Annotated in this window: 10 protein-coding genes; 3 read left to right on the top strand and 7 right to left on the bottom strand. The window is 66.0% G+C overall.

Annotated elements, in window-relative coordinates; all coding sequences use genetic code 11:
- From IB268_RS24820 to IB268_RS24805, 3 genes are all read left to right on the top strand, one after another.
- Positions 1-1,325 (top strand): lytic murein transglycosylase (locus tag IB268_RS24820; protein WP_192354948.1); only part of this gene is annotated, 1,325 nt, incomplete at its 5' end.
- A gap of 203 nt (positions 1,326-1,528) precedes the next feature.
- Positions 1,529-2,101, top strand: coding sequence for a GNAT family N-acetyltransferase (locus IB268_RS24810; RefSeq protein ID WP_192354947.1), 573 nt, complete (start codon positions 1,529-1,531; stop codon positions 2,099-2,101).
- A 9-nt stretch (positions 2,102-2,110) separates the two neighbouring features.
- Positions 2,111-2,296, top strand: coding sequence for an oxidoreductase-like domain-containing protein (locus IB268_RS24805; protein WP_054452636.1), 186 nt, complete (start codon positions 2,111-2,113; stop codon positions 2,294-2,296).
- Between the two features lie 23 nt (positions 2,297-2,319).
- Here IB268_RS24805 and IB268_RS24800 read toward each other — a convergent pair whose 3' ends face one another.
- The 7 genes from IB268_RS24800 to IB268_RS24770 form a co-directional block, all read right to left on the bottom strand.
- Complete coding sequence (locus tag IB268_RS24800; protein WP_054452633.1) at positions 2,320-2,757, bottom strand: acetyltransferase; 438 nt, start codon at positions 2,755-2,757, stop codon at positions 2,320-2,322.
- A gap of 63 nt (positions 2,758-2,820) precedes the next feature.
- Positions 2,821-4,560 carry a peptidase M14 gene (locus IB268_RS24795; protein ID WP_192354946.1) on the bottom strand — a complete coding sequence of 580 codons (1,740 nt, stop codon included), beginning with the start codon at positions 4,558-4,560 and terminating at the stop codon, positions 2,821-2,823.
- Positions 4,561-4,594: 34 nt separating this feature from the next.
- Entirely contained in the window at positions 4,595-5,464 is an 870-nt protein-coding gene (locus IB268_RS24790; RefSeq protein ID WP_192354945.1) for an ABC transporter permease, read from the bottom strand.
- Positions 5,465-5,469: 5 nt separating this feature from the next.
- Positions 5,470-6,393, bottom strand: coding sequence for an ABC transporter permease (locus IB268_RS24785; RefSeq protein ID WP_054452620.1), 924 nt, complete (start codon positions 6,391-6,393; stop codon positions 5,470-5,472).
- Positions 6,394-6,611: 218 nt separating this feature from the next.
- The gene (locus IB268_RS24780) at positions 6,612-8,144 is read right to left on the bottom strand and encodes an ABC transporter substrate-binding protein (RefSeq protein ID WP_192354944.1); all 1,533 of its coding nucleotides are present in this window, start codon (positions 8,142-8,144) and stop codon (positions 6,612-6,614) included.
- 55 nt (positions 8,145-8,199) lie between these two features.
- Complete coding sequence (locus IB268_RS24775) at positions 8,200-10,053, bottom strand: dipeptide ABC transporter ATP-binding protein (RefSeq protein ID WP_119449933.1); 1,854 nt, start codon at positions 10,051-10,053, stop codon at positions 8,200-8,202.
- Between the two features lie 9 nt (positions 10,054-10,062).
- A complete protein-coding gene (locus IB268_RS24770; protein WP_035360603.1) occupies positions 10,063-10,575 on the bottom strand; it encodes a winged helix DNA-binding protein in 513 nt (170 codons plus the stop codon).
- Between the last annotated feature and the right edge of the window lie 337 nt (positions 10,576-10,912).

The following is a 10,912-nucleotide window of genomic DNA, read 5'->3' as shown; positions in this document are numbered from 1 at the left end:
CGGCGGCTCCGGCCGCTGCCGTCCCGGCGGCGACCGCTGCGCCTGCCGCAACGGCTGCGCCGGCTGCCACCGCGGCGCCCGCCGCCACCGCCACCCCCGCGCCCACGGTCATCATCCCGACCGAACTCGACACCAAGGCCTGCATCGCCAAGCTGCGCAAGGGCGCCACGGCCAACGGCCTGACCGTGGCCGATTGGGACAAATACACCGCCAACGCCAAGCTGCTGCCCACCACGGTCGCATCGGCCAAGGGCCAGCCCGAGGGGCGCGAGGCCTGGTGGGACTACATCGCCAAGACCGTGGACGAAGAGCGCGTGCGCGACGGCCTGGGGGTGCTCGCCAAGTATGGTCCGCAACTGTCGGCCATCAGCCAGCAATACCAGGTGGATCCGGCCACGCTGGTCGCGATCTTCGGCATCGAGACCAACTACGGCCGCCAGGTCGGCAGGACCAATGTGCTGGACGCCTGGCTGACGCGCGCCTGCACCGAGAACAAGTCGCTGTGGGAAAAGAACGCCTACGCCTCGGTGCGCCTGCTGCGCGACGGCGTGGTGCCGGCGGACAGCTTCGTCGGTTCCTGGAGCGGCGCCTTCGGCATGACGCAGTTCATCCCGACCTCGTTCTATGAACTGGCCGCCGATGGCGACGGCAACGGCAAGATCGATCTCTACAACTCGCTGCCCGACGCGTTGGCGTCGACCGCCAATCACCTGCGCAAGCGCCGCGCCAAGTGGACGCACAGCCTGCCCGCCGTGATCGAAGTGCGTGTGCCGGCCGAGCTGGCCTCTGCCATTCCGGCCTCGCCCGAAGCCGAATACGTGGGCTCGCAGGACCGCCGCACGATAGCCCAGTGGGCCCAGGCCGGCGTGAAGCAGGGCAACGGCTCGGCCTTGAAGTTGGCGTCGGGCAACGAGGAGCAGGCCTATCTGTTCGCGCCCACGGGTTCCGCTGGCCCGGTGTTCCTGGCGACCGTGAATTTCGACGCCATCCTGCATTACAACCAGTCGCGCCGCTATGGCTTGGCGGTGTCGATGCTGCTCAATCGCCTGCAAGGCGGTCCGGATCTCGTCGCGGCCTGGCCCACGGACGACCCCGGCCTGTCGCGCGCGCAGATCAAGGAGCTCCAGGAGATGCTCTACGGCCTGGGCTATGACGTAGGCGTGGCCGACGGCATTCCGGGCAGCAAGACCCGCGATGCCGTGCGCGAAGAACAGGTCAAGCGCAAGCTGCCGGAAGACGGCCGCGTGGGCAAGCGCATCTACGACGCCATCAAGGCCACCTGGCCGCCCGCGGCGATCCAGGCTCGGCCGGCAGCCCAGCAATGACAGGGGCTTCCGGCACGCAGGGCTACGGTGAAAACGCCGCGGCCCTGGCGGACCAGTACGAGAGCATCGCGTTCGCGGACGTGCACCGCAGTTGAAAGCCACGCCCCGGGGCCGGCCTCGGCCCGGGGGATTCGTCCGTTGGACGATGGGCCGGCGGGCCGTCCGCCGGTATCATTTCCGTCACGCCATTCCTTCCGCCCGCCATGTCCACCGCACTGCTCCCCGACACTTTCCAGACCGCCCGGCTGCAAGCCCGGCGCATGGACGAAACTGATTTTTCCTTCATTGCCGCGATGCATGCGGACGAGCGCCTCATGGCCACCATGGGCGGCACCCGGACGGACTCGGCCAGCCGCCGCTATCTGTTGCAGAACGTCGAGCATTGGGCCGAGCTGGGCTACGGCATGTATGTGCTGGCCGACCGCGCCAGCGGCGCGCTGGCGGGCCGCGCGGGCTTGAAGCGCACCCAGTCGCGGGGCTGCGACGAGGTCGAGGTCGCCTATGCCTTCCTCCCCGCGAGCTGGGGCATGGGATATGCCACCGAAATCGCCCAGGCGCTGCTGTCGTTGGGATTCGGGCGCTTGCCGGTCGAGGCGCTGTCGGCCGTGGCGCTGGAAGAGAATGCCGCGTCCTGCCGGGTGCTGGAAAAATGCGGCATGCGCCAGATCGGCGGCGCGGGAGCGGGCGGCGCTGGCAAGCGTCGCTACGAAATCCGCCGCGCCGAATGGCCGCTGCCAGAGGCGGACGCGGCGGCTGGCGCAGGGCATCGGCGCTAAGATTCGGGTATGAGCACCAAGCAGATCCCCGACGACGACCCGCAACCCGTTCCGCCCGTCGCGCCCGAACCCGAAGAGTGTTGCAACAGCGGCTGCATCCCCTGTGTCTATGACACCTACAACGAAGCCATGGACGATTACCGGGAAGCGCTGAAAGCCTGGCGGGCCAGGCATCCGGAGCAATCCAAAGGCTAGGCGCCTGGCGGGGCGGGCAGGCGTCAGCCCGCCAGCTTCATGTGGATGATGGGACGAGGGCGACCCGCGTCGTCGTGCTCCGAGCGGCCCACGTCCTCGAACCCGTAGTGCTTGTAGAAGCCGTGGGCCTGGGGATTTTGTTCGTTGACGTCCACCACCAGGGTGCCGTGCAGCGAGCGCGCGAAGTTCAGCAGGCGCCGGCCAGCTCCCTTGCCGCGCTTGTTGGCATCCACGAACAGCATCTGGACCTTGTTGCCGTTCAGGCCCATGAAGCCAGCGACTTCGCCGGCATCGTCCTCACAGACCCAGACCCGCACCGAAGGCAGGTCGGTATTGAGCACCTGCGGGTACATGGCCTGGATTTCCTTTTCCGTCAGGAACGTGTGGGTGGCGCGTACCGAACGGAGCCAGATGTCCACCAGGGCCAGGTCATCGCCGTGGTTGCGTTCTCGGATATTCATTTTTCTAATGGTTTTACAGGTCGGGTGCCGGCGCGGTCCTTGGCTACGCCGGTCTTTTTGCCGCTAGAGCCCTGCGCGGTAGAGCTCGGTCGCCGCCAGGACGGTTTCCATCTGCACAGTATGCGCGAAAACGAAGCGCTCGCCGTAGACGGTTTCATCCGGAAACTCGGAAATCAACGCCATGGGCAGGTCTTCGCGGTCGCTTTCGCTGATCTGCACCGGGATGCCGTTAAGCACGTCGAATCCGGTTTCGAGCGCGTGCGCCTGGAATAGTTCAAGTTGTCGCGCATTGAACTCGACCAGGCCGGGAACGGTGCGGGCCAGCCTGGCGGTAACGCCCTCGATCAGGCGGCGGGCGCGGTCGCCCCAGCCCGGGTGATGGCGCAGCACCAGGAAGAAGCCCTTGGGGATGGTCCACAGCTCGAAATGGCGAGGCAGGTAGCCGGACAGCGGCCGGGTCCATTCATGGGCGGGATAGCCGTGCAGGTTGATGTGCAGCTGCGCGCCGCTGATCGCATGCGCCTGGTGGCGGCCTTCGCGTTCGAAGAACGGGGCGCGCTCGCGGTAGGCGATGTCGTCGCCCAGCGCGCTGTAGCGCGAGGCGTGCAGCATGTGGCGCGGGTGGTGCGCGCGCAGGCGGTTGAACAGCGCGTAGCCATCGGGATTTTCGGCGGCGATCAGGGCGAAGTGCGCGTCGCCGCGCTCGGCCAGCGTTTGCGCCGCGCGCAGGGCGCCGACGACGCCAGAGGTTTCGTTGGCGTGCTGCGCGCCCGAAATGAAGACCGCGGGACCGGGGCCGCGCAGGTAGGTGCCCAGCACCGGACGGCCCTGGCGCGATACGGCCTGGAAGGAGTCTCCGCCGAACGCCGCCATACAGCTGGCGATCTGGCCTGCCGACAGCGGTTCGCGGGCCTGGGTCAGCGGTGCAGCCAGCGGCGCGGGCGCAACGGGCGCCAGGGCGCCGAAATGCTCCAGCGAGATCTGCACGCGCGCCGCGCCGTCGTGGCGGCGGATGTCGGGAATGATCTGGCCGGGTTGCAGGCCGCGGTCGCCGGACGGGCGGCCCGAGTGTTTCTGGAAATGTTCCAGCAGCGAAAAATAGATGTCTTCGTGCAGCGCCTCGAAGGTGCTGACGATTTCCTCGTCCACCGGCAGGGCGAAGTCGATGCCCGGCAGATCCACGCGGATTTCCAGGCGTTCGAAATAGGGCTCGTGCGCGCCCCAGGCATGGTTGCGCACCGTGTCCAAGATGGCGCGGAACGCCTGCTGGTATTCGGTGGCCTGGGCGGCATCGGTCTGAAGCGCGCCTTCGGCGTCGCGCACGCGCAGCCAGCCGGTGGGCGACAGTTCGGGCGTGCCGTCCTGGGCGTACCCGACCTGGTTGGGCGCATAGACGCGGGTATCGAGCTCGCGGCCATCGGCGTAGCGCAGGCTGACGTCATAGTGCAGGTCATCGGCGCCGGGCTGCATGGCGACGTCCACGCCTTGCAGCAGCGCGATGAGCGGGTAGGCTTCCAGCGTGAAGCGCTTGGCCTGTGCATGTTCGTGCAGCGGATAGCGCACCACGACGGACGCCAGCCCTTCGCGCTCGACCTCTTCCAGGAAGTAGTGCAGCAGCGGCTTGTAGGCGCTGCGAAAGCGCGCCGTGACGCCGGCTTGCGCCAGGCGTTCCTGGGCCGCGCGGCGCGCTTCCACGCCTTCGAACAGCCAGCCTTCCACGACCGCGCCGCGCCAGGCCGGCGCCATGTAGGCGTGGGTCCAGGCGTCCAGCGTGCGGTCGAATGTTTTTTCCAGCAAAGACATACTCGATATTCCTTTCAGGCGGACCGGGGCGGCTTCAGACCTTGCCGGTCGGATCCAGGCGGTCGCGCAGCCAGTCGCCCAGCAGGTTCAGGCCCAGCACCGTCAGCATGATGGCCAGGCCCGGGAAGACGCTGACCCACCAGGCCGTCTGCATATACGTGCGGCCGTCGGCAAGCATACCGCCCCAGCTCGGGATCATGGGGTCCACGCCCAGGCCCAGGAAGGTCAGGCTGCTTTCCAGCAGGATGTTGTTGGCGACGTTCAGCGTCATCAGGATGACCAGCGGACCCAGCAGATTGGGCACGACGTGGTGGCGGATCATGGCCAGGTCGCGCACGCCGAAGGCGCGGGCGGCCAGCACGAACTCACGCTCGCGCAGGGCCAGGACCTGGGCGCGCACCAGGCGCGCGTATTGCACCCACTGCGACACGATCATGAAGAAGATGACGTTGAACAGCCCGCCGCCCAGGATGGCGATGAAGGTGATGGCCACCAGGATGAACGGCAGCGCCAGCTGCACGTCGGCAAAGCGCATGACGATCATGTCCCAGAAGCCGCGGTAGTAGCCGGCGATCAGGCCCATGACGATGCCCAGCAGCGCGCCGCCGACGACCGAGGCGAAGCCCACCGTCAGCGAGATCTTGCCGCCGACGATGACGCGGGCCAGCACGTCGCGGCCCAGCGGGTCGGTGCCGAAGGGGTGGGCCGCAGAGGTAAAGGGAGCCATCAAGCGGGCGGCCAGGTCCATGGCTTCGCCGCCGTCGGGAAACAGCCAGCCGGAGGTCAGCACCAGCACGATCATGGTGCCAGTCAGCAGCGCGCCCAGCACGAATTCCAGCGAGCGGTAGCGGCTGCGGGGCTTGGCCGCCTTGGGAGCGGCGGCGGTGGGGGTAGTAGTCTGCATAAGGCTCAGCGCGTGCGGATGCGGGGGTCGACGATGCCGTAGGCGATGTCGACGATCAGGTTGACCAGGACGATGACGGAGGCCAGCACGGTGACCGTGCCCTGCAGCACCGGGTAGTCGCGGCCGGAGATGGCGTCGAACGCCAGCGTGCCCAGGCCGGGCCAGTTGAAGACCATTTCAATGACCACGATGCCGCCGATCAGGCCGCCGAACTGCAGGCCCAGGTAGGTGATGAGCGGAATCGCGCAGTTGCGCAGCGCGTGCTTGTACAGCACCACGCGTTCCTTCAGGCCCTTGCTGCGCGCCACCATGATGTATTGCGCCGACAGCGTTTCCAGCATGGTGGTGCGCACCAGGCGGATGTTGGTGGCGCTGAGGATGATGGCCATCGTCAGCGACGGCAGCACCAGGCTGGCCGGCCCGCTCCAGCCGGACGGCGGCAACAGCGGGAAGGTGATCGACAGCAGCAGCACCAGCATCAGCGCCAGCCAGAAATTGGGAAAGGACAGCCCCACCAGCGACAGGATGCGAATCGCCTGGTCCGTGGTCTTGCCGCGCTTGATCGCGGCCTGGATGCCCAGCGGCAGCGAGATCAGGATCGACGCCAGCAGCGAGGTGAACGCCAGCATCAGCGTGGCGGGCAACGCATCGCCGATCAGCTTGGCGACCGACGTGCCACCCATGAAGCTGCGGCCGAAATCGCCATGCAGCAGCCCCTGCATATAGGACAGGTACTGCTCGTAGAAGGGACGGTTCAGCCCCAGCGCCTGGCGGATATTGGCCAGGTCCTGCTCGGTGACGCTGCCCGAGCCCTGGCTGAGCATCAGCGCAGGGTCGCCGGTCAGGCGCACGGCATAGGAGACGAGCAGTGTCACCGCGACAATCACGAAGACGGCCTGCAACACGCGTTTGATGAGAAATCCGGTCATAAATCGCCGTCCCGGCTTGCGCCGGAACGGGTCGGTAAGGTTAATGCCTCAAGGCAGCGCCAAAAGCATTCCAAAAAAAGTGCCGGTTGTTCATAGCGTCATCACGCCAATAGCAACCGGTCCTCCCCCAGCGGGATGCCACGGAGCCGGCTCTGCCGGTCCGTAGGCATGCCCCCCTGGGGGGGAAGCGCGTAGCGCTTCGGGGGGGGGGACCTACTCTACTCCACAGAGGCGTTCAGGAACCGGAAGCGGATGTCGCCCGGAACCTCCAGATCCTTCACGCGCTTGTTCACCCCGACGATCGTGTTCAGGCTGTACAGCGGCATTTCCAGCGCCTGGTCGGCCACGTAGCCGGCGATCTCCTGCAGCATGGCTTCGCGCTTCTTCACGTCATAGACCGTGCGCTGCGCTTCCAGCATGCCGTTGAGCTTGGCGTCGTTGTCGTACGGGTTCCACTTCTGGCCCGTGTGGTACATCAGGTAGGCCGTGTTGTCGTAGTCGTAGGTCCAGCCGCCCCACTGGTTCTGCCACATTTCGCCGGTCTTGCCGCCGGGGATGATGTCGTTGAGCAGCACGCCGGTTTCATACGGCTTGATCGTGGCGCGCACGCCCACGCCTTGCAGATAGCCCGACACGGCCTGGGCCACTTCGCGGAAGTTCGAATCGCTGCCGCGGACGTCGATCTGCACGGTGGCGCCCGGCTTCACGCCGGCGGCGGCCAGCAGCTTCTTGGCTTCGGCGGGGTTGAAGGGCAGGGGCTTCTGCTCGGGGTTGTAGCCGAAGGACTGCGGACCCTGGAAGCTGGCGATGGTCTTGGCCTGGCCCAGCAGCAGTTGCTTGACGATGGCGTCGCGGTCCACGGCCATGATCAGCGCGCGGCGCACGTCGCGGTTCTGCGTGATGCCGCTCTTGGTGTTGTAGCGCAGCGCGAAGGCGACCGGGCCGCCGGTGGAGATGACATCGGCGTTGCCGGACTTCTTCACGGTTTCGATCAGGCCCAGCGGGATCAGGGTGGCGACGTCGATGCGGCCAGCCTGCAGCTCGGCGACTTGCGTGCCCGGCTCGCCGATGAAGCGGTAGACCACCTTGTCCAGCTTGGGCTTGCCGCCCCAGTAGTCGTCATTGCGCGCCAGCGTCACGTTGACCTTGGGCTGGTAGCTTTCGAACTTGAACGGGCCGGTGCCGACCGGGTTGGTGTTGAAGTTGTCTTCGCCCTTTTCCTTGATGTACTTGGGCGGCACGATCATGGCGCCATAGCCGGCCAGCTTGGTCAGCAGGACCGGATCGGGCTGCTTCAGGATGAAGTCCACGGTGTATTCGTCCACCACCTTGATCTCGCCGATCGAGTCGTAGTTGGACTTCTGCGGACCCTTGGCGCCTTCCGCGCCCAAGAGACGCTCAAAGGTGAACTTCACGGCTTCGGCGTTGAAGGGTTCGCCGTTGTGGAACTTGACGCCTTCGCGCAGCTTGAAGCGCAGGCGCTTGTTGTCGTCCAGGTATTCCCAGCTGGTGGCCAGCCCCGGCTGCAGCTTCAAGTCGGCGCCGCGCATGGTCAGGCCGTCATACAGATTGCTGCCCACCGAACCCCAGAAGGTCACGAAGGTGTCGATCGGGTCCCAGCTGCCCGGGTCCTGGTTGATGGCGACATTGAGCGTGCCGGCGGCGTGAGCGCTCGTGAAGACTGCGGGCAGCGCGCCGCCCAGCGCCAGAGCCAGGGCGGTGGCGGTGTAGGTTTTGCGTAGGGAGAGCATGTTCAACTCCAGGAACGGGAAGCCGGACGGGCCGACGTGAAAAAGGATATGCGGCTCAAGCCGCGCGGGCCACCTGGTGGCCGGGCGCGAATTCAACCAGGGGAATGATGGCGGGTTCGTCGCCGACGCGCCGTACCGGGCTGGGAATCTCGCCTTCGATCAGCGAGGTGTCGATGTGGCGGCCGGGCTCGGCCACCGGCACGGCGGCCAGCAGCTTCTTCGTGTACGCGTGTTGCGGCGATTCGAAAATCTGGCGGCGGGTGCCGAGTTCGACGATCTGGCCCAGGTACAGGACCGCAACGCGATGGCTGACTTTCTCCACCACCGCCATGTCGTGCGTGATGAACAGATAGGACAGGCCGCGGTCCTTTTGCAGGTCCATCAGCAGGTTCAGGATCTGCGCCTGGATCGACACGTCCAGCGCCGACACGGATTCGTCCGCAATGATCAGTTTGGGATTGCTGGCCAGCGCGCGCGCAATGCAAACGCGCTGGCGCTGCCCGCCCGAAAATTCATGCGGGTAGCGCTTGGCGTGTTCGGGCTTCAGGCCGACCTGCTCCAGCAGTTCGCCGATGCGGCGGGCAATGGCGTCCTCGCTGGTCAACAGGCCGTGCGTGCGGATCGGTTCCGCGATGCTGAACGCCACCGTCTTGCGCGGATCCAGCGAGGCGTAGGGATCCTGGAAGATGTACTGGATCTCCTGGCGCAGGCGTTGGCGGCCGGCGCTGTCCATCGAGAAAATGTCCTGGCCGTTGTAGCGCACGGCGCCCGAGGTCGGCGCCACCAGCTGCTGCAAGGTCTTGCCGATGGTGGACTTGCCGCTGCCGGACTCGCCCACCAGCGCCAGCGTTTCGCCGGGATAGACGTCGAAGCTCACTTCCTCGACGGCGTGCACGCGATGCGTGACACGGCCGAAGAAGTTGTGGCCCACGTCGAAGCGGGTGGTCAGTTTTTCCACGCGCAACACGGGCTCGTCGTAGCGCGCGGTGTCCTGCTCGCGCGTCTCGCCCACTTCGCGCAGCGTGTCGCCTTCCAGCACGGTCTGCGGCGTGCGCAGCGGCAGGTCGCGGCCCGTCAGGCTGCCCAGGCGCGGCACCGCCGCCAGCAACGCGCGGGTGTAGGGATGCTTGGGCGCGTTGAAGATCTCGTCCACGGTGCCTTGCTCGACCTTCTTGCCGCGCAGCATCACCACCACGTCGTCGGCCATTTCCGCGACCACGCCCATGTCATGGGTGATGAAGATCACTGCGGTGCCCAGGTCGCGCTGCAGTTCGCGGACGGTGTTCAGGATCTGCGCCTGGATGGTGACGTCCAGGGCCGTGGTCGGCTCGTCGGCGATCAGCAGGCGCGGCTGGCACGACAGCGCCATCGCGATCATCACGCGCTGGCGCATGCCGCCCGACAGCTGGTGCGGGTAGCGGTCCAGCATCTGTTCGGCGTCCGGCAGGCGCACCTTCTCCAGCAGTTTGCGCGCCGCCTGGCGCGCGGCCGAGCGCGACAGCTGCTGGTGCAGCATGATGGCCTCGACGATCTGGTCGCCGACGGTGAACACCGGGTTCAGCGAAGTCATCGGCTCCTGGAAGATCATCGCGATGTCGTTGCCGCGGATGGCGCGCATGTCTTCGTCGGAAGCCGCGGTCAGGTCGATCTCGCGGTCGGCGCTGTCGCGGAACAGGATCTGTCCCGTGGCGATGCGGCCGTTGGTGTAGTCCGTCAGGCGCATGATGGCCATGGACGTGACCGACTTGCCCGAGCCCGATTCGCCGACGATGGCCAGCGTCCTGCCGGGGCGCACCTCGAAATCCAGGTTGTCGACGGCGCGGAACACGCCGTTTTCGGTATTGAAGTCGACCGACACGCCGCGCACGGACAGCAGCGGGGCGGAAGTAGATGCGGTGGTGCTAGACAACGTGGATTCTCACAGGGAGGTGGCGGCGCGGGCGGCCTGGTCGTACAGGCCCGAGAGGGCGCGCAGAGTGTTGGCCAGCTGATGGCTGGCGTCGTCCGCCGCGGGGGAGTCGATGAAGGGTTTGACGAGGCATTGCTCGCGCACTTCGGCGTAGCGCTGGATGGCGGCCGCGCCGGCGTCGGTCGCCGTGTAGATCACTTCCTTGCCCGTCTTGGCGCTTTGCACCACGCCCAGGCGCTCGAGTTTCTTCAACGAGTAGTTCACCAGATGGGTGTCCTCGACGTTGAGCGTGAAGCAGATGTCCGCCAGCTTCTTGCCTCGGCCGCGGTGGAACACGTGGTTGAGCACCAGGATGTCCAGTGAGGTCAGCTCGGGCAGTCCCGCACAGGCCATGCAGCGCACCATCCAGCGGTTGAACGCGTGCGAGGCGATGATCAGGCCGAATTCGACTTCGGAAAGCTCGGGGGCTGAAGAGGCCAGATGGGAGGAGGAAACAATGGCGTCCCGGACGGATACAGGCATGGGCTGGGAGGGGAAGGGGACGGATCGGCGATAAAACGTTGGCGAATTATTGACGATTTGTTGATATGCCCGTATCGGGGATAACCCGTGTTCAACCAACTGGTACCAGGCTCTACCGCCGGTTTTCAGACTCGCCCTATTTATTCGCAGCACCTCTCCACGTAAAAGATTCCACAGGGTCGCTTGCTCCGAGTCACTTGCGGTTTGTTTCACATCAAATCGTCCTTGCTGTAGAGATGATAGTTCCGGGGTGCGGAACTATGGTCTTTGTGCGCCAATTTCCTGTCCTTTATCCGCTAAGTTCAACTAAGTACGCTAATTTTTGAATTTATACATT

Origin of the sequence: Achromobacter sp. ACM01 (assembly GCF_014851745.1) — a bacterium.
Classification (GTDB): domain Bacteria; phylum Pseudomonadota; class Gammaproteobacteria; order Burkholderiales; family Burkholderiaceae_B; genus Achromobacter; species Achromobacter aegrifaciens.
The sequence above is the reverse complement of the archived record's forward strand: the minus strand, read 5'-3'. Positions and strand labels throughout refer to the sequence as shown.

What these genes read in the sequence shown, in the direction of transcription:
- IB268_RS24805 (WP_054452636.1), top strand. Translation starts at nt 2,111, where the DNA reads ATGAGCACCAAGCAGATCCCCGACGACGACCCGCAACCCGTTCCGCCC.
- IB268_RS24795 (WP_192354946.1), bottom strand. Translation starts at nt 4,560, where the DNA reads ATGTCTTTGCTGGAAAAAACATTCGACCGCACGCTGGACGCCTGGACC.
- IB268_RS24800 (WP_054452633.1), bottom strand. Translation starts at nt 2,757, where the DNA reads ATGAATATCCGAGAACGCAACCACGGCGATGACCTGGCCCTGGTGGAC.
- IB268_RS24785 (WP_054452620.1), bottom strand. Translation starts at nt 6,393, where the DNA reads ATGACCGGATTTCTCATCAAACGCGTGTTGCAGGCCGTCTTCGTGATT.
- IB268_RS24790 (WP_192354945.1), bottom strand. Translation starts at nt 5,464, where the DNA reads ATGCAGACTACTACCCCCACCGCCGCCGCTCCCAAGGCGGCCAAGCCC.
- IB268_RS24810 (WP_192354947.1), top strand. Translation starts at nt 1,529, where the DNA reads ATGTCCACCGCACTGCTCCCCGACACTTTCCAGACCGCCCGGCTGCAA.
- IB268_RS24780 (WP_192354944.1), bottom strand. Translation starts at nt 8,144, where the DNA reads ATGCTCTCCCTACGCAAAACCTACACCGCCACCGCCCTGGCTCTGGCG.
- IB268_RS24770 (WP_035360603.1), bottom strand. Translation starts at nt 10,575, where the DNA reads ATGCCTGTATCCGTCCGGGACGCCATTGTTTCCTCCTCCCATCTGGCC.